The organism is Paenibacillus sp. FSL R10-2199 (assembly GCF_038000235.1).
In the GTDB taxonomy this organism is placed as follows: Bacteria; Bacillota; Bacilli; order Paenibacillales; family Paenibacillaceae; genus Paenibacillus_AQ; species Paenibacillus_AQ phytohabitans.
The window spans coordinates 25,961-44,180 of sequence record NZ_JBBOBO010000001.1 but is presented as its reverse complement, the minus strand read 5'-3'; the positions used below and the strand labels follow the sequence as shown (position 1 = coordinate 44,180).

The 18,220-nt window shown below is 49.6% G+C and carries 12 protein-coding genes and 1 pseudogene; 6 read left to right on the top strand and 7 right to left on the bottom strand.

Annotated elements, in window-relative coordinates:
* Window positions 1-123: 123 nt before the first annotated feature.
* The 3 genes from NYE33_RS00170 to NYE33_RS00160 all read left to right on the top strand — a co-directional run bounded on the left by NYE33_RS00170 (window position 124) and on the right by NYE33_RS00160 (window position 10,070).
* Entirely contained in the window at window positions 124-918 is a 795-nt protein-coding gene (locus tag NYE33_RS00170; protein WP_341064290.1) for a hypothetical protein, read from the top strand.
* 58 nt (window positions 919-976) lie between these two features.
* Complete coding sequence (locus NYE33_RS00165; RefSeq protein WP_341064287.1) at window positions 977-1,720, top strand: NADAR family protein; 744 nt, start codon at window positions 977-979, stop codon at window positions 1,718-1,720.
* Window positions 1,721-1,847: 127 nt separating this feature from the next.
* Window positions 1,848-10,070, top strand: a complete 8,223-nt coding sequence (locus tag NYE33_RS00160) for a stalk domain-containing protein (RefSeq protein WP_341064285.1) — start codon at window positions 1,848-1,850, stop codon at window positions 10,068-10,070.
* Window positions 10,071-10,143: 73 nt separating this feature from the next.
* On the opposite strand, the gene NYE33_RS00155 is transcribed toward NYE33_RS00160, so the two are convergent.
* Window positions 10,144-11,247 (bottom strand): response regulator, encoded by a 1,104-nt coding sequence (locus NYE33_RS00155; protein WP_341064282.1) that lies wholly within the window; start codon window positions 11,245-11,247, stop codon window positions 10,144-10,146.
* Window positions 11,232-11,390, bottom strand: a complete 159-nt coding sequence (locus NYE33_RS00150) for a hypothetical protein (RefSeq protein WP_341064279.1) — start codon at window positions 11,388-11,390, stop codon at window positions 11,232-11,234. The genes NYE33_RS00155 and NYE33_RS00150 overlap by 16 nt, the downstream gene beginning before the upstream one ends.
* A gap of 258 nt (window positions 11,391-11,648) precedes the next feature.
* On the opposite strand from NYE33_RS00150, the gene NYE33_RS00145 reads away from it, so the two are divergent.
* On the top strand, window positions 11,649-12,803 hold the full coding sequence (locus NYE33_RS00145; RefSeq protein ID WP_039292589.1) for a cobalamin-independent methionine synthase II family protein: 1,155 nt from the start codon (window positions 11,649-11,651) through the stop codon (window positions 12,801-12,803).
* Window positions 12,804-12,897: 94 nt separating this feature from the next.
* Here the strand turns inward: NYE33_RS00145 and msrAB are convergent, their stop codons facing one another.
* The 5 genes from msrAB to NYE33_RS00120 all read right to left on the bottom strand — a co-directional run bounded on the left by msrAB (window position 12,898) and on the right by NYE33_RS00120 (window position 17,542).
* On the bottom strand, window positions 12,898-14,436 hold the full coding sequence (msrAB, locus tag NYE33_RS00140) for a bifunctional peptide-methionine (S)-S-oxide reductase MsrA/peptide-methionine (R)-S-oxide reductase MsrB (protein ID WP_341064277.1): 1,539 nt from the start codon (window positions 14,434-14,436) through the stop codon (window positions 12,898-12,900).
* Window positions 14,437-14,455: 19 nt separating this feature from the next.
* Window positions 14,456-15,172, bottom strand: coding sequence for a cytochrome c biogenesis CcdA family protein (locus tag NYE33_RS00135; protein WP_042133518.1), 717 nt, complete (start codon window positions 15,170-15,172; stop codon window positions 14,456-14,458).
* Window positions 15,173-15,199: 27 nt separating this feature from the next.
* Complete coding sequence (locus NYE33_RS00130) at window positions 15,200-16,243, bottom strand: sensor histidine kinase (RefSeq protein WP_336102677.1); 1,044 nt, start codon at window positions 16,241-16,243, stop codon at window positions 15,200-15,202.
* Window positions 16,243-16,947: a response regulator transcription factor gene (locus tag NYE33_RS00125; protein WP_042133522.1), complete on the bottom strand. Its 705-nt coding sequence runs from the start codon at window positions 16,945-16,947 to the stop codon at window positions 16,243-16,245. Before NYE33_RS00125 ends, NYE33_RS00130 begins: the two co-directional genes overlap by 1 nt.
* Before the next feature lie 73 nt (window positions 16,948-17,020).
* On the bottom strand, window positions 17,021-17,542 hold the full coding sequence (locus NYE33_RS00120; protein ID WP_341064274.1) for a hypothetical protein: 522 nt from the start codon (window positions 17,540-17,542) through the stop codon (window positions 17,021-17,023).
* A gap of 142 nt (window positions 17,543-17,684) precedes the next feature.
* Between NYE33_RS00120 and NYE33_RS00115 the strand changes: the two are divergent.
* Together NYE33_RS00115 and NYE33_RS00110 are read left to right on the top strand one after the other, a co-directional pair.
* Window positions 17,685-17,993, top strand: a pseudogene (locus NYE33_RS00115) (5-methyltetrahydropteroyltriglutamate--homocysteine methyltransferase); the annotation flags it as partial.
* Window positions 17,956-18,150: a hypothetical protein gene (locus NYE33_RS00110; RefSeq protein ID WP_336102679.1), complete on the top strand. Its 195-nt coding sequence runs from the start codon at window positions 17,956-17,958 to the stop codon at window positions 18,148-18,150. The pseudogene NYE33_RS00115 and the gene NYE33_RS00110, both read left to right, overlap by 38 nt.
* Window positions 18,151-18,220 lie beyond the last annotated feature (70 nt).

Below are 18,220 nucleotides of genomic sequence, written 5' to 3'. Positions count from 1 at the left end.
CTATTTTTTTGTACATATAGAGAGAATTAAGCTTAGTTCAAAGTTCCGGAAAACAGGTAATTACATAGAAGCTATAGAACTAAGCTATAGAGCCGATTAAGCCAAACCCGAGGAAGTGAACCCATGGACAACAAAGCAAAGAAAATCCTCATGAACACCTTCTGGACCTCAGCCGGCTGGAAGAGCAGTCCTGCTGCCTTCACCGGTGAGGATTTCGACTATGCCAAAAGCAAAGGCCTGATGTTCGATCCTGTGACGATTACTCATGACGAGGTTGTCCTTCGGCTGTATGAGCTGCATCAGACGATTACCAAGGAGCGGGTAGCGGCCGCGTTCCTGCACAGCTTGTCGACGAAGAAGGTCCATTTGAGGAGCGCCCTATCCAGCTGGGCTCTGACTTCCGCGCTACCTGTACATAATTATGAGCAGCGGAGTGTTGTACGGCCCAATTATAGCAGCTGCGGGGATTGTAACTTTTACAGATTAATGTCAGACCGGGAATATATAAATAATGATCTGAATGTGCTGAATTTCGAACGGGTCAAATGGGGCGGGATTCGTCTGAACTGGCTTTTATACTGCTGGCTGGACCTTGAATTATTCAGTAAAGAAGAAGAGTTCGAGGTTACCGCCGAGGATACTGCCATACTCTCCGGGATGCTCGAAGCGATACGGGATTGTGCGGACCATGAGAGTGCGCGGATGCTGGAGAAGCGGTGGAAGGACGTGATTCCCTCCAGTAAGAATGAACGGGATGTGATCATGGAGATCTGGGGCTATGCCGGATTGCTGGTACCGCGGGACACACCCCGGAAACGCAGAGGCGGGAGTCATGATTTTAACTCTATGGCTGAGTGGCAGGGAGAAGACGGCTATTCTCAGGAGGCGGTAGAGTTGTATTTTGGTGCGTTTTTGTAGATTTACTATGAACTTGAATGACGGTTAGATGATATTCGGACAAGGAGGCACGCTCATTATGAACACCCCGGAACACATCCAGAAGATCCTTGAAGACAACAGAAGAAAGCTGCTGGCTCTCAATCCCGAAGAACGCTTTATACGCTTCTATGAAACGGATAAGCCTTACGGTTGTTTTTCTAATTTTGCGAAGTACCCCATAGTGTTAAAAGGCAAGGCGTGGGCAACCACGGAGCATTATTTTCAGGCGCAGAAGTTCGCAGGTACTGAGCATGAGGAAGAGGTCCGGCTCGCCGGAACGCCGATGGAGACAGCACGCTTGGGGCGGGACCGGAGTAAGCCGCTTCGTTCGGATTGGGAAGAATGCAAGGTAGAGGTTATGAGAGAAGCGCTGATGGCTAAGGTTGAGCAGCATCCCGCTATAAAGTCCATTCTTTTGTCGACAGGCGATTGTACCTTAGTTGAACATACGGCCAATGATGCCTACTGGGGTGACGGCGGTAACGGCCAAGGCGGCAATATGCTGGGCAAGCTGCTGATGGAGATTAGGAATGGATTAGATGAATATATGCCGGAATTCTTGCTGCCGAAGTGGATAGTGTATCCTGAAATTGAGCCGTTCAGCATTGGCTGGAGAATGGGGGATGGTGAAGATTACTTGATGCACTTATGGGAATGGAGAGAGCAGCAGTCGCCGGAGGCGCTGAAGGAGTACGATGCGTACTTCACTCCGCCGGAGGAGTGGGCTGAGGCTAAAAGAATCCAAGAGGAATATAGGAAAAAGAATAAGGATCAGGACTGAACCCCGTAGACAATCCATTACTTCATGCCGCCACCCTTCGTGGCGGTTTTCTTGTTTATTCTACGTTTAGCGCTGTCGTGTAGAATAAATTGATGTAGAAAAAATGAAAATAATGGAGGAAAAGGCATTGAGATTTAAACGGATAATCGCCTTGTTGCTGGTGTTTGCGATGATCATACCGACGGGCTTGATACATGCGGCTGATCTGGTATTGAAAGATGATTTAAATATTATGAAGTATACTTCTGCTGGATTGAGAGACCTGGAGGATACTATTGATGTTACGGATGAATCGTATGAGGCAGAGATAATTGTTACCTTTGAGTACGGGGAGGCATCTTATCCTCCAGATTATGTTCAATTATCCATTGTGGAAGAAAATCCGGTAGGCAAGCGGATTGTGGGCAATACACTGTTCGTTGATAAAGGAGCACCAGCTGGAACAATTACCATCAAAGCTGTATTGCCGGATAATTTTTATACTACTCATACTATTACTGTGAATTCAGGTGGGGGTACTCCGCAACCGGCGCAGCCAAGAATAGCCCCTACGCCGCTGGATACAAGTGATCTTAATCATCTCATCGTAAGTGCAACGGCACTGGATGGCGGAATTCACAATGTACAGATAAGAACATTTTTTAAGCATGCCTATGGTATGGTGCCGGGTGACATTATTAGCCTGACACGGGAAGACGACAATAGTTCAGTATTTTCTGCTGACATTACCTATCAAGTCAAGAGTAAGATAAGAGAATTCAATGCGTATGAAATGACTTATTTTTTCACTATGTTAGATGAAGATGGGGGATTCCTGCAATATCCCGAGGTTATTGACATGAACTCGTTGGAAGGAGCTTTGACGGTTAAGTTGGCTGATCCGCCGGACTTTTCCACAGCAGCTATAGTCGAGCACACTCCGCCTGTTGTTACCAGTTTCGACAATATACCCGCTACATTCAAGATTACGCAGTTGCAGGAAGGCGAAGTTCCAACAATCAATGTCTATTACAGGTCAGAATTAACTTCCGATGGACTAAGTATAGTGAAGGGTATGGGCCAACTAACCCATGTGGACGGCGATACGTACACCGTTAATTTGGCTGATCCCGAATTTAAACAAATGGAAGCCTATACGATAGAGTATTATATATCCACCAATCGGGGCTACCAATGGTACTATTATCCGCAGGGCATGAATCCTTATGCTCATACCGGCTTGTATAGCACCTCCATCCCACGTGAATTATACGGTTCGGAGGAACCGGAAGAGCCGGAAGAGCCAGAAAGTCCCGAGATCACTAGGGATGACTTGTATTTAAAAGTTATCGAGGCATCCGACCTTTATCTATATAGTCTTGAGGGAGATGGCGAAGGACAATACTCAAGACAAGCAAAAGACGCTTTAAACGATGCCATTATGCAAGCAGTAGATGTGTACCACTATTCAGATAATCAAGCAGAGATTAAAAATGCACATCAAATGTTATCCGATGCCATAGAGATATTTCGCGCGGCAGCAGTGACACCGTTTCAGGCCAAGATTAGCTATGCGCAAAGGATATTCGATTATACCACTGTGGGGACAGACTACGGTCAATATCCGGCTGAGGCAAGAGATACGTTAGGAGCTGCTATTACTTCGGCTAAAGAATGGAATAATCCCACCTCTACCGAAGCTGAGCTAGAGGCTGCCTATCAAGCTTTGGATGCCGCAATTACAAAATTCTTAGACTCCGAAATTAAGAGGGGAGATCCCTCGGTACTCCAGGAGAAAATTGGTGAGATATGGGATTTCCTGAGGTTTGCTTCGGAAGGAGATGGACCAGGACAGTATCCTTCATCAGCTTACACAGATTTGTACAGTGTCATCGATGCAGCAAATGTTCTGATTAGGAATTCAGGGACCGAAGCACAAATTAATGAAGCCTATGAAAATTTGGTGAATGCACTACAGGTTTTTAAGGATTCAAAGAATCCCGATACTAATAAAGTAGCGCTCCAGGCTGGCATCGAGACTGCCCGGGCATTTTTGGATGCCAGTGAAGTAGGTACCAAAGTTGGACAATATCCGGCAGATTCGAAGGACATTCTCCAAGGTTCCATAGATGCTGCGTGGGAGACGTTAATCAACCTGATGTCTACTCAATTGGAAGTTGATCAAGCGTTAGCGAGTATGAATAATTCATTGGCGAATTTTAAGGCGTCTGTAATTAAGGCGGGAGACAATACAGCACTACAAGCCGCAATTACTGAGGCGAAAATCCTCCTGGAGGGAAGTACTGAAGGAAATGCTGTAGGAGAATATCCGCTAGAAGCCATGGACTTACTGGCATCCGTGATTACAAATGCAGAAAACTTGGCAAATGAAGAAGCGACTCAAGTAGCAATGGATGAGGCTATCCTAACTCTGAACAACGCAGTTGTAGCTTTTGAAGCTGCGGTGATCAAGGAAGGGAACAGCACAGAGCTCCAACTCAAAATTGAAGCAGCAAGAAATCTTTTGAGTTTTAGCGCAGAGGGTGATCGCCCTGGAGAGTATCCGTCAGAAGCCTTCGATGCTTTGGATAAGGCTGTTGAAGCTGCCGAGTCTCTGATGGATTCCCCCGGGACACAGCAACAGATTGATGATGCCCATCATGATTTGGTACAAGCAATCGAAGCTTTCGAAAATGCTAAGATTCAGGAGGGCGAGTATGCCCCGCTTCTAATGGCGTTGTCGGAGGCAATGACACTCTATGATACTAGCCCGGAGGGCTACGGTGCAGGGCAATATTGGCCGGAAGTCAAAGCGTTGTTCATGACAGCCATTGAGGCGGCAAACATAGTAGTAGGCGGGCCGTCAACTCAAGAAGAAATAGAGGAAGCACTCCAAACACTTGCGGATGCGGTTGAAGATTTTCAGAAATCTGTAGTTCGTGCCGGGGACAGCACAAATCTTCAATTGGCCATTACGGATTTGACCACTCTTTTGAGCAACAGCAAAGAGGGGGATGACGCAGGAGAATATCCGGCAGGATCAAAAGCGATTTTGCAATCAGCGGTTACGGCAGCATCGAATGTGATCAGCGAACCGGCTACCCAGCAGGAGATTGACCAGGCTTATGAGGAACTGATAGATGCGGCAGGTATTTTCATCGCTAAAATAATTCCAGCGGGCAATATCTCGAAAGCTCTCGAAAAAATTTATGAGGTAGGCAGGCTTTTGGAGGCCAGCAAAGCAGGAACCGGAGTTGGACAATATCCGGCTGAGGCAATAGCAGCATTGGAGGCAGTATTTGATGCAGCGATTATTGTGGTCGATAAACCCTCTTCGCAAGTGAAGCTTGATGCTACTTACCAAGCCCTTGTAGACGCGGTCGATGTGTTTAAGAAGGCGCAGATACTGGCTGGAGACACTGAAGAAGCTGATGTGGTAGTTACCGGCGCAGAAACGCTGCTGAGAGACAGCATTGTAGGCGAAGGCTTAGGTGAGTACCCGCTGGCAGCCAAAACAACACTGGAAGCAGCGATTGCAGCAGCTAAGGAAGTGTTGGAACAACCAGCGACACAAGCGCAGATTGACACAGCTAAAGCGGCGCTGGAAGCAGCGGTCGCAACTTTCAAAAATGCAGTGAATAAAGAAGGCAGCAGCGAAGAAGCTGATGCAGCTGTGACCGGCGCAGAAACGCTGCTGAGAGACAGCATTGTAGGCGAAGGCGTAGGCCAATATCCACTGTCTGCCAAAACAACACTGGAGGCTGCGATTACAGCAGCCAAGGAAGTGTTTGAACAACCGGCAACACAAGCGCAGATTGATACAGCTAAGGCGGCGTTGGAAGCAGCAATTACCGCATTTGTAGCTAAGGTAAATGGAGCAGGCAGCAGCGAAGAAGCTGATGCGGTAGTGACCGGCGCAGAAACGCTGCTGAGAGACAGCATTGTAGGCGAAGGCGTAGGCCAATATCCACTGTCTGCCAAAACAACACTGGAGGCAGCGATTGCAGCAGCCAAGGAAGTGCTGAAACAACCAGCGACACAAGCGCAGATTGATACAGCTAAAGCGGCGCTGGAAGCAGCGATCACAACTTTCAAAAATACAATGAATAAAGAAGGCAGTAGCGAAGAAGCTGATGCAGCTGTGACCGGCGCAGAAACGCTGCTGAGAGACAGCATTGTAGGCAAAGGCGTAGGTGAGTACCCGCTGACAGCCAAAACAACACTGGAAGCTGCGATTGCAGCAGCCAAGGAAGTGTTTGAACAACCGGCAACACAAGCGCAGATTGATACAGCCAAAACAACATTGGAAGCAGCAATCAAGGCATTTGAAGCTGCGGTGAATAAAGAAGGCAACAGCGAAGAAGCTGATGCGGTAGTGACCAGCGCAGAAACGCTGCTGAGAGACAGCATTGTAGGCGAAGGCGTAGGCCAGTACCCGCTGGCAGCCAAAACAACACTGGAGGCAGCGATTGCAGCAGCCAAGGAAGTGCTGGAACAACCAGCGACACAAGCGCAGATTGATACAGCTAAAGCGGCGCTGGAAGCAGCGATCACAACTTTCAAGAATACAGTGAATAAAGAAGGCAGTAGCGAAGAAGCTGATGCAGCTGTGACCGGCGCAGAAACGCTGCTGAGAGACAGCATTGTAGGCGAAGGCGTAGGCCAATATCCACTGTCTGCCAAAACAACACTGGAGGCTGCGATTGCAGCAGCCAAGGAAGTGTTTGAACAACCGGCAACACAAGCGCAGATTGATACAGCTAAGGCGGCGTTGGAAGCGGCAATTACCGCATTTGTAGCTAAGGTAAATGGAGCAGGTAGCAGTGAAGAAGCTGATGCGGTAGTGATCGGCGCAGAAACGCTACTGAAAGACAGCGTTGTAGGTGAAGGCTTAGGTGAGTACCCGCTGGCAGCCAAAACAACACTGGAAGCAGCGATTGCAGCAGCCAAGGAAGTGTTCGAAAACCCGGCAACGCAAGCTCAGATCGATGAGGCCAAAGCGACGCTGGAAGCAGCAATCAAGACATTTGAAGCTACGGTGAATAAAGAAGGCAGCAGCGAAGAAGCTGACGCAGCTGTGACCGAAGCAGAAACATTGCTGGTCGATGTGCCAGTAGGGGAAGGTGTAGGCCAATATCCGTCTGAAGCGGTCGACGTGTTGAAGGCAGCCATCAAGGCAGCCAAAGAAGTGTTTGAACATCCAGCAACTCAGGCGCAGATCGATGAGGCCAAAGCTACATTAGAAGCAGCAATCACAACATTTGAAGCTGCAGTGAATAAAGAAGGCAGCAGCGAAGAAGCTGATGCAGCTGTGACCGAAGCAGAAGCATTGCTGGTTGATGTACCAGTAGGCGAGGGCGTAGGCCAATATCCGTCAGAAGCAGTCGACGTATTGAAAGCAGCAATCAAGGCAGCGAAAGAAGTGTTCGAAAACCCGGCAACGCAGGCGCAGATTGACGAAGCGAAAGCAACGTTGGAAGCAGCAATCACGACATTTGAAGCTGCGGTAAATAAAGAAGGCAGCAGCGAAGAAGCTGACGCAGCTGTGACCGAAGCAGAAGCACTGCTGGTCGATGTACCAGTAGGCGAAGGCGTTGGCCAATATCCGTCAGAAGCAGTCGACGTGTTAAAAGCAGCCATCCAGGCAGCCAAGGAAGTGTTCGAAAACCCGGCAACGCAAGCTCAGATCGATGAGGCCAAAGCGACGCTGGAAGCAGCAATCAAGACATTTGAAGCTACGGTGAATAAAGAAGGCAGCAGCGAAGAAGCTGACGCAGCTGTGACCGAAGCAGAAACATTGCTGGTCGATGTGCCAGTAGGGGAAGGTGTAGGCCAATATCCGTCTGAAGCGGTCGACGTGTTGAAGGCAGCCATCAAGGCAGCCAAAGAAGTGTTTGAACATCCAGCAACTCAGGCGCAGATCGATGAGGCCAAAGCTACATTAGAAGCAGCAATCACAACATTTGAAGCTGCAGTGAATAAAGAAGGCAGCAGCGAAGAAGCTGATGCAGCTGTGACCGAAGCAGAAGCATTGCTGGTTGATGTACCAGTAGGCGAAGGCGTAGGCCAATACCCGTCTGAAGCGGTTGACGTGTTGAAAGCAGCCATTAAGGCAGCGAAAGAAGTGCTTGAAAACCCGGCAACGCAAGCGCAGATTGATGAAGCGAAAGCAACATTGGAAGCGGCAGTCACAACTTTCAAAAATGCAGTGAATAAAGAAGGCAGCAGCGAAGAAGCTGATGCAGCTGTAACTGAAGCAGAAGCATTGCTGGTCGACGTGCCAGTAGGCGAAGGCGTAGGCCAATACCCGTCAGAAGCAGTCGACGTGTTGAAAGCAGCCATTAAGGCAGCGAAAGAAGTGTTTGAACATCCAGCGACGCAAGCGCAGATTGATGAAGCCAAAGCAACGTTGGAGGCGGCAATTACCGCATTTGAAGCTGCAGTGAATAAAGAAGGCAGCAGCGAAGAAGCTGACGCAGCTGTGACCGAAGCAGAAGCATTGCTGGTCGACGTGCCAGTAGGCGAAGGCGTAGGCCAATACCCGTCTGAAGCGGTCGACGTGTTGAAAGCAGCCATTAAGGCAGTGAAGGAAGTGTTTGAACACCCAGCCACACAAGCGCAAATTGACGAAGCCAAAGCAACGTTGGAGGCGGCAATTACCGCATTTGAAGCTGCAGTGAATAAAGAAGGCAGCAGCGAAGAAGCTGATACAGCTGTAACTGAAGCAGAAGCATTGCTGGTTGATGTACCAGTAGGCGAAGGCGTAGGCCAGTATCCGGCCGAAGCAGTCGACGTGTTGAAAGCAGCCATTAAGGCAGCCAAGGAAGTGTTTGAACACCCAGCCACGCAAGCGCAGATTGACGAAGCCAAAGCGACGCTGGAAGCAGCAATCAAGACATTTAAAGCTGCGGTTAATACAAAAGGCAGCAGCGAAGAAGCTGACGCAGCCGTAACGGGTGCACAAACGCTGCTGAAAGACAGCATCGTAGGCGAAGGCGTAGGCCAATATCCGGCTGAAGCTGTAAAAGTGTTGGAAGCTGCGATCGCAGCAGCCAAAGAAGTGCTTGAAAACCCAGCAACACAAGCACAAATCGACGCAGCGAAAGCGACGTTGGAAGCAGCGGTGGCAGCCTTTGAAGCGGCAGTCATTCAAGCTGGAAATGCTGGAGAGATTCAAGCCCAAATTATTGAAGCGACCACTCTTTTAAATGAAAGCACAGAGGGCAACGGCGTAGGACAGTATCCGGCGGGTTCCAAAGCAATCCTGCAAGCCGCAATTACGGCGGCGGAAAATGCCATCCGCACGGCGGCAACACAAGCAGAGATTGACAAGGCTAATGAGCAATTAACAGCGGCTTATAATGCCTTCCGGGCAGCTGTAATCAAGACTGCACCGGTAGATTCGTATACACCGCCGGTTAGCAACTATACCCCACCGGCAGCTACACAGCCTGTGACACAGCCGTCTACCAAAATTACAGATGGGCTGAACACAGTTGAAACGGGACAAGGCACAGTAAAAACAGCTGCGTCTGAGGTTCAAGAGATCATGAAGGCTGCGAAGCCGGTTATTCTTGAATCTACGCTTGGTGTAATTGATTTTGGTAAGAATGGCTTGAACGTACCGGAGCTCAAACTAGGATTAGGTGCTTCCCTGGAGTTAGGAATACTTATGACAGAGAAGTCCAAAACCGATGAGGTGTTGGCAGGAGCCAAGCTGGATCAGGCGGGCTTGCAGCCGCTAGGCGGGAAGGTTCTGGACCTGATTGCCCAGCTGAATTATTCGAACGGCACCAGCACGAGAATCAAGAGCTTCGCTGAACCGGTCAAAGTCACGATTAACTTGAAGGAGCTAGGGGTGACCGGTGATACGACCAACCTGACAGCGGTTCGATTCGTACCTCAGGCAGACGGCACGTATAAGACGATCAAGCTTGGCGGGGTCTATATCCCGGCAACGAATAGCTTTGAGTTCTATACGGACAGCTTCAGCTTGTACAGCATCGTTAAGGCTGATTCGGTTACCAAGATTACGTTCAAGGTTGACAGCAAAGAGTATTCAATTGGAGCACTTGCTAAGCAAAACGATGTGCCGCCTGTTATCCAGGAGCAAAGAACCCTGGTGCCGATCCGGGCTGTAGCGGAAGCTTTGGGCGCTGAAGTCAAGTGGGACCACGCAACCAAAACAGCGACCATTACGCTTGACGGTAAAGTGCTGACAATGACTTTGGGAGAATTGATTGAAGGCATGGACGTACCTGCGCAGGCGATTGACGGCAGAATCATGGTGCCGCTGCGTTACGTTTCGGAAGCCTTAGGAGCTTATGTCATGTGGTTCCCGCAGGATAAACGGATCGAGATTATCCGTTAGTATCATCCTAATCTAAAAAGCCGGTTGCCTGTTTCAGGGCAATCGGCTTTTGTCTGCTTATTAAACTTTCTGCTTACCTGTTCAATCTATGCATCATCTCTCGGATGGGGGTGCCCGGCTGTGTTCCCAGCTCCTGCAGCAGAACCTCCTCCAGCTTGCGGTACCGCCGGATGGCCTCGCTTGTTCTTCCGAGTCCGATCAACAGCCGCAGGGCCTGCCCGGCGATATCCTCGCGCAGGGCGTCGATCCGGAGGATTTCATCATATGCCTGCAGTGCCTGCTCCGTCTGATGCTGCTCGAGATAGATACGGGCGGCCAACTCTTGCAGCTCTATATAATCCTGCTCCAGGCGGCGCGCCTTGGTGCTGGCCCATTCGTAGGTTTTACCCTTAAGAAAAGGTCCGGTATACAAAGCTGCTGCCTGTTTCAGTAATTCCGTATGCCCGTCCCGGTTCATTCTGATTTCTCTCAGCAAACGCTCGAATGCATACAGGTCACAGGACAGGGAATTCTCCACAATCTGTACCTCATTCCGGTCAGGCAGCAGGCACACCTTAAGCCCGCTTTCACTGATAGCTTTGCGGATATAATACAGATTGCTATTCAGGTTGTTGCTTGCCTTTCCGGATTCAAACCCGCCCCACAGGGTGTCCATGATCTCGTCACGGCTGACTGAGCGTTTGTACAGGAGATAAGCGAACAGCTCCTCCGTCTTGGGGCTCCTCAGCTTGAGAGCCTTCCGGTCCGGTCCGGGGTGCAGCAGCTTAAAGCCGCCGAACATGCATACCTCCAGCACAGGCTCCACCTCCGGCCGCCTCGGCCGCCTCCTTATTTTATCCAGAGTCTGTCTTACCCGTTCCGCAGAAACCGGCTTCAGCAGATAGTCAGTCGCGCTGGCGTCGAACGCCTGAAGTGCATATTCCTCATAGCCGGTAACGAATACCACGTCCATGGCCTCATATAGCTCATGAAGCTGCCGGGACAACTTCATCCCGCTTACCTCCGGCATGGAAATATCCAGAAAAGCAATATCGATAGGGTTGTCCCTGGCATATTCATAGGCCTTCACCGGATTCTGGAAGGTCTGGCAGATCACGACCTCTCCGCTCTCGGACAGAACCCAGCTGAGCTGATTAAGTGAAAGCCGTTCATCATCGACAATTATCGCCCGAAGCATATGTTCACCTCCTTATTCTTTTTTAGCCACATCTGCCCTCTGCCAATCTTCCGGCAGCCCGGGACGCATTCCCTGCCGTTATCCTTAATGGCAAACCGGACCGCACCATTCTCCAGCCGGCCCAGCCGCTCCTTGATCATCATGAGTCATTAGTCCTAGAAATCCCAATCAGCCATTAATATTAGCAAATTACAGATAGGCTTTCAATTAGAATTCACACCGGGAAAAGTCTATTTGTGTCGTCACGGAGGAAAAATGGTACGGACACTACATAACAGATCCTTACTATACCTTTTGACTATAACCAGATATCATTTTTAAGTGTTACGTACCTCTAAGTCCTCCATGCTAGAATTTAGACACAAGAGAAAGAGATGTATGAGAATAGAGGAGGACTATATATGTGCAATAGATTTCAAATCGTAGGCAGCCTGCTGCGTCCGGCGGAGCTATTAGAATATAAACAGCAGATTGAACACCGTGATGATATCCAGTATCCCTTTTACCAGGACTTTCAGGGGTATGAGCAGTGTGAATCGGAGGCCATTCAGGCTGTAGTGGATAAAGAAAGAGACAACGGGTTGTCCATTCTTACGGATGGGGAATACTCCAAATCGATGTGGCATCTGGACTTCGTCTGGGGCTTCCAGGGGATTGACCGCTATATCGCGGATCATGGATATTTCTTCAGAGATATAGATGGAGCTTCCAAATATGAGACCAGAAAAGATATCGGTCTGCGCATTACAGGTGAATTGGGCGGAAAGAACCATCATTTCATTCATGCCTATAAGAAGCTTCAAGCTCTTGCCGGCGACCGTGAGACTAAGCTGTGCGTACCTTCGCCATCCCATATTTTTGGTGAGCTGTCCTGGTCGGATAACATTGGCAGTACAGGAGTGTATAAGGACAGAAATGAGCTGAAGGCCGGTTTGATTAAGGCCTATAAGGATTTTGTAGGGGAATTCGCTGCTGCCGGAGGACAAATTCTGCAATTCGACGATTGCTTATGGGAGTTATTTGCCGATGATAACCCGAACTCTCCATTTACCGGCGAGAAAATCAATCATGAGGAAGTACAGGGTCTGGCTGCAGAATTTATTGACATCAACAACACCATTATTGATTATGGTCATAGCTTGGGCCTCAAAATGTGGACGCATAACTGCCGCGGCAACTACGATTCCCGTAATATGGGCGGCGGCTCGTATGCCAAGATTGCGAATCTGTTCCTGAAGCAGCTGAAGTACGACCGCTTCTTCCTGGAATGGGATGATGACCGTGCAGGCTCCCTGGAGGCGCTGGCGGTATTCAAAGATAAACCGGAGACGGAAATTGTATTAGGCTTACTGTCTTCCAAAACGAATACGCTTGACGATGAGGCCCGTGTAGTTCAAATGCTGGATGAAGCATCAAAAATTATTGATAAGGACAGATTGTTACTGTCCCATCAATGCGGGTTCGCGTCTTGCGATGGCGGTAATGAATTAACGGAAGATGAGCAGTGGGCGAAGATTAGACAAGGACAAGAAATTGCCCTGCAATATTGGGGTTAAGTAACAAATAACAAATAACAATCGCCCTCCACACGGCTCTCTTGAGCGTAGGGAGGGCGATCTTTTTAAGAATCTGTATAAATCTCCACTTGATCTACTCCACCAGCCCCAATAAATACCCGTAATGCTCCGCTTCCATCTGGTCCAGGGGGATGAAGCGGATGGAGGCGCTGTTGATGCAGTAGCGTTTGCCGCCGCGGTCTTCGGGGCCGTCATCGAACACATGACCCAGGTGGATATCGCCGGATTGGCTGCGGACCTCGGTGCGCTCCATGCCGAAGCTGCTGTCTGTGGTGTAAGTTACCACCTCCGGGGTAATCGGCTTCGTGAAGCTGGGCCAACCGCAACCGGAATCGTATTTGTCCCGGCTGGTGAATAAGGGCTCTCCAGTCGTGATATCGACATACAGGCCAGGTTCGTAATTGTCCCAGTATTCGTTGCTGAAGGCATGTTCGGTATCATTGTTGACAGCGACCGCATACTGTTCAGCGGTTAATTGTTCCTTCAATTGTTCATCGGAGGGACGCGGGTATTGGGCAGGATCAATCACAACCGCTTGCTCATCCAGAATACTTAAGTCAATGTGGCAGTATCCGTTCGGGTTCTTCTCCAGATAATCCTGATGGTACTCCTCGGCCAGATAATAGTTTTTCAGAGGCAGAACCTCCGTTACGATCGGCTTATCATAGTTCGCCTGCTCCTGATCTACGGCCTGCTGAATGATGGCTGCATCCTCTGGGGACGAATAGTAGATTCCTGTCCGATATTGAACGCCTCTGTCATTGCCTTGCTTATTCCGGCTGGTAGGATCAACCACTTTGAAATAAGACTCCAGCAATTGCTGCAGCGTCACTTGCTTCGGATCATATTTCACATGAACGGTCTCCGCGAACCCCCGGTCCCCGCGAATGACATCTTCATAGGCCGGATTCTCGCCTTCCCCGTTGGCATAACCCGAGGTTACATCCTGAACCCCCTGAATGCGGGACATATAAGCCTCCACACCCCAGAAGCAGCCGCCCGCCAGGTACAGATTGTGCAGATCCTTATCAGCAATGGGAGTGGTCTTGACAGTGCGGACCGTGGACGTCATTTCCCCGAAGGTCTGGGTAATTTGCTCATTGGAAGCATGACCCGGGAGTGATTTCACTAGATTTCCGTCTGCATCAATATAAAAGGAGGTAGGGAATGCCCTGACTTCAAATTTCTTGGCCCATACCCCATCCTCATCCAAAAGTACGGTTAAGTTGTCATAAGACTGTCTGTTGAACCACTCTGTAAATTCCTTGGAGGACTTCTCTCCCTTGGAATCCGGTGTAACAATCGTGATCACCTGGAAATCATTCTCTTGCCCGGCCAAGGTATTCAGGTCCTCAAGTCCGGCCAGACAGATGGAACACCAGGAAGCCCAGTACTTCACATACACTTTCTTACCCTGTAGATCCGACAGTTGAAGAGAGTTACCCTTCAGATCCTGTAATGCAAAGTCAGGTGCAGGCTTTCCTTTGTCCATTGCAGCGGGGGAGCCGGTATTGCCGGCGGGTGCGTTCGGCTTCGTACCACAGGCCATCAGGAGCGACAGCATTCCGCCAATCACCAGGACATATCCCATCCATTTCCACGCACTCCTCATAGCTAACCCTCCTAGCGATTTATTGAATCCAGCCGACAATCGTATTCAGCCGGTCTGTCATAAGCAGCAGTCCCATTACAATCAGCATACAGCCGGACGCGATTTTGATTCCTCCCATGAATCTGTACAAGCGGCGAATCCGCTTCACCAGAACTTCCGAGAATACGGATATGACCAGGAAGGGGAGGGCTAAACCGAGCGTATACAGAAACATGAGGAAGCCTCCATAAGCAGGAGAGCCTTCACCGGCAGCGATGCTGAGAATGCCTGCGAGTACCGGGCCGATGCAGGGAGTCCATCCGAAGCTGAACGTCAGACCGAGCAGGAAGGCACCTATATATCCGCCTTTTGTAACACGATTGCTGGATAGCTTTTTTTCCCGTTCCAGCCAAGATAACTTGATGAGGCCTGTCTGATAGATCCCGAATAAGATAACGATAGCTCCGCAGATGGCAATGAATCTCGGGCTGGATATGATATTGCCCAGGATGCCGGAACCGAAACCAAGTAAGATGAAGACTACAGATAGTCCAAGCACAAACAATAACGTCCGCATCATAAAACTGGAACGAAACCGGAAGGAGCTGGTGTCAGCCACTCCCTGATTCGTGCCGTCTGCTAGGCTTCCTGACAGATAAGACACATATACCGGAAGCAACGGCAGAATACATGGCGCAAAAAACGATAACAGCCCTGCGCCGAATACGCCGAACAGAAATATAGAATCACCGGCCAAATCAGTCACCACCTTAATAAATGCTGCTTACCCTGACCCGGTATAGATGGGAACGGTGAACCAGAAGCAGCTGCCTGCTCCCTGCACACTGTGCACCCCAATTGCGCCGCCATGAAGCTCAACAATTGATTGTGCGATGGCGAGGCCCAGACCGGCACCCCCGTTGTTCTTGCTGCGTGATTTATCAATCCGGTAGAACCGTTCGAATATACGTGCGGTCTCCTCCGCTTCAATTCCCTGGCCTTCATCGGTCACTGAGATTCGCAGGTATTGACCCTCTTCAGCGGCAGCCAGAATGACCTTTCCTTCCACAGGTGAATGCTGAATGGCATTCTGCAATAAATTGGACAAGACCCGCTTAATTTGCGCAGGCATCATCAGAGCGGCAGGCAGTTTATCCGGCAGATCAATCTCCACGTTCAGCTTCTTCTCCGCGAGGTGAAACGAGAAGCTCTCCAGCGTACTGATCAGCAGCTCATCGGCATGACAAGGCAGCGGGTCGAAGATTTCACCTTTGGCTTCCAGACTGGATAATTCAAATAGATCATGAATCAGCCCCCCGAGCCGCTTCGTCTCCAGCCGGATGGTATTCAGATAACGTTGAAAGGTAACCTCATCCTGAATGACATCGTCCTCCAGCGCTTCAACAAACGATTGAATGGAGGCGAGGGGGGTCCGCAGATCGTGCGAGACATTCGCAATCAGCTCCCGGCGCGCGGATTCAGAATGGTGCAGATTGTCGAAGCTTTCCTTCAGCTTGAAGCTCATTACATTGAATTGCTGTGCCAATAGCTTGAACTCCTGCGGGCCGATTAAGGGGACTTCGGTATGGAAATCCCCTTCGGCAATTCGCACAGTCTGCTGTGTAATCCGTGCAATGGATTTCTCTAACGGCCGTGTCAGCAAATGCTGCAGGATGAAGGAGAGCAAGCCTACCCCGGCCGTTATACCAGACAACCAATAGAATTGATCGATGGTGAGGAGCATTTTGGAGTAGCTGACGAATAAACAGATGAGTAATACGCCAATCCCCGTGAGGCTGGACAACAATAAATACGTACGCAGTTTCATTAGATGCCATCCCCCGCAAACTTATAGCCTATTCCCCAGACCGTCTTGATATATTTCGGATCAGAGGGAGTCTGTTCGATCTTCTCTCTTAATCTCCGGATATGCACGGTAACTGTTGTGGTATCTCCTTCGTAGCTGAAATCCCATATTTTGCTCAGAATCTGGGTCCGCGAGAACGCCTGGCCAGGATGACTTGCCAGCAAGTACAGCATCTCGAACTCTGTGACCGTCAAGTCAATCACTTGCCCGCTGATCTCCACCGTACGCTTCGCTACGTCCACGGTAAGTCCTTCATACTTAATGGTGTGTTCAGCGGCGGTAACGGGCGATGCCTGAACCACCCGCATTCTGCGCAGGATCGCCTGCACACGCAGCACGAGTTCTCTTGGACTGAAGGGTTTGGTCAAATAATCGTCAGCCCCCATCGTCAGCCCCATCAGACGGTCCTGTTCCTCCCCGCGGGCCGTCAGCATAATGATCGGGACATCTTCAGTCTGCCGAACCTCGTTGCACACTTCCCAGCCATTCTTATGCGGCATCATCAGATCGAGCACAATCAGGCTGGGAGTCTGACTGCGCCACAGCTCCAGCGCCTCTAATCCGTCTTTGGCGGTGATCACCAGGTAACCTTCCCGTTCAAGATATCTGCGGCACACATCGGTAATATTTGAATCATCATCAGCGACCAGTATTCGTTCATTCACCCTAACCCACCCCATATCCGAAAAAATACATTTGAATCCATCATAGCATATGGTGATGGTAGCTCAGTCCGTCTTATTTCATAGCCTTGGCAGGCTTCATGTAGTCTGCAACTACCATGTCCACCACATAAGTGCTGCCATCGTAGAGAGCAGGGGCCATATTCAGGCTGACAGCCATACCGTCGACCATAATTTTTTTCGATCCAATCCATACCTTGATCATTTTGCCCATCGGCTTCATACCATCGTCCATCATCTTGCTGTCGTCCATCATCTTGCTGTCATCCATCATCTTGCTGTCATCCATCATCTTGCCATCGTCCATCATCTTGCTGTCATCCATCATCTTGCCATCGTCCATCATCTTGTCGTCGTCCATCATCTTGTCCATGTAAACCAGGGACACGGACCGGTCTTTGCTGTTCCACTCGATGCTATAGCCGTACATCCCGGCCGCCTGTCTTAAGTTCACTAGCTCCATGCCGTTCTTTTTCATCGTTTTCATTCCTGCCGCACCGGCTATTCCGGACACCGCCAGAGAGAGCACCAATACCGCGGTCATCATTAACCTTTTGCCTGGTTCACCTTTAACCATGTTTATCACACTCCATCGTTTTATTTGATTACATGAACAGCATAAGCAAGAGAGCTTACGATTCTCTAAGCTAAGTATTACGATTGTCTTACGAAGTGAGCAGAGCTTGGATATCCGGGCTGGCGCACTATAACCTTTCACTATAACCAGATTGGAATATAAACAACAAATTGAGCATCGGGATGATATTAGCTATCCTTTTTACCATGATTTCCAGGGCTATGAGCAGTGTGAGGATGAGGCGATTCAGACTGTAGTCGAGCAAGAGAGCGAGAATGGGCTGTCCATTCTTACGGATGGGGAATATTCCAAATCGATGTGGCATCTGGACTTTGTCTGGGGCTTCCAGGGGATTGAACGCTATATTGCTGTTCATGGATAATTCTTCAGAGATACGGACGGAGCTTCCAAATATGAGACTCGAAAGTACGTTTGCAGTATATCAGGAGAATCCGATTCAATGTTTGAGACGGAATGAAAAGGGTGGGGTGACGGGCAGTATTACATGGGGGCTGCTCTTCGGGCTGCATTTTGCTTATTTGCAGTGGAAGCGGGATGTGACTTCAGCGATGATTGCGCATGGCGTGGTTGATTTTATTCGGTTCTGATTGTTCGGCGTGGGAATGCACTCTCTTTATCGGGAGGTTTTTTTTAGGCGTTCCCGTTAATTTGTTGTTG

Coding starts and splice junctions, on each gene's coding strand:
- NYE33_RS00170 (WP_341064290.1), top strand. CDS start 124: ATGGACAACAAAGCAAAGAAAATCCTCATGAACACCTTCTGGACCTCA.
- NYE33_RS00165 (WP_341064287.1), top strand. CDS start 977: ATGAACACCCCGGAACACATCCAGAAGATCCTTGAAGACAACAGAAGA.
- NYE33_RS00155 (WP_341064282.1), bottom strand. CDS start 11,247: ATGCTTCGGGCGATAATTGTCGATGATGAACGGCTTTCACTTAATCAG.
- NYE33_RS00150 (WP_341064279.1), bottom strand. CDS start 11,390: ATGATGATCAAGGAGCGGCTGGGCCGGCTGGAGAATGGTGCGGTCCGG.
- NYE33_RS00145 (WP_039292589.1), top strand. CDS start 11,649: ATGTGCAATAGATTTCAAATCGTAGGCAGCCTGCTGCGTCCGGCGGAG.
- msrAB (WP_341064277.1), bottom strand. CDS start 14,436: ATGAGGAGTGCGTGGAAATGGATGGGATATGTCCTGGTGATTGGCGGA.
- NYE33_RS00130 (WP_336102677.1), bottom strand. CDS start 16,243: ATGAAACTGCGTACGTATTTATTGTTGTCCAGCCTCACGGGGATTGGC.
- NYE33_RS00120 (WP_341064274.1), bottom strand. CDS start 17,542: ATGGTTAAAGGTGAACCAGGCAAAAGGTTAATGATGACCGCGGTATTG.
- NYE33_RS00110 (WP_336102679.1), top strand. CDS start 17,956: ATGAGACTCGAAAGTACGTTTGCAGTATATCAGGAGAATCCGATTCAA.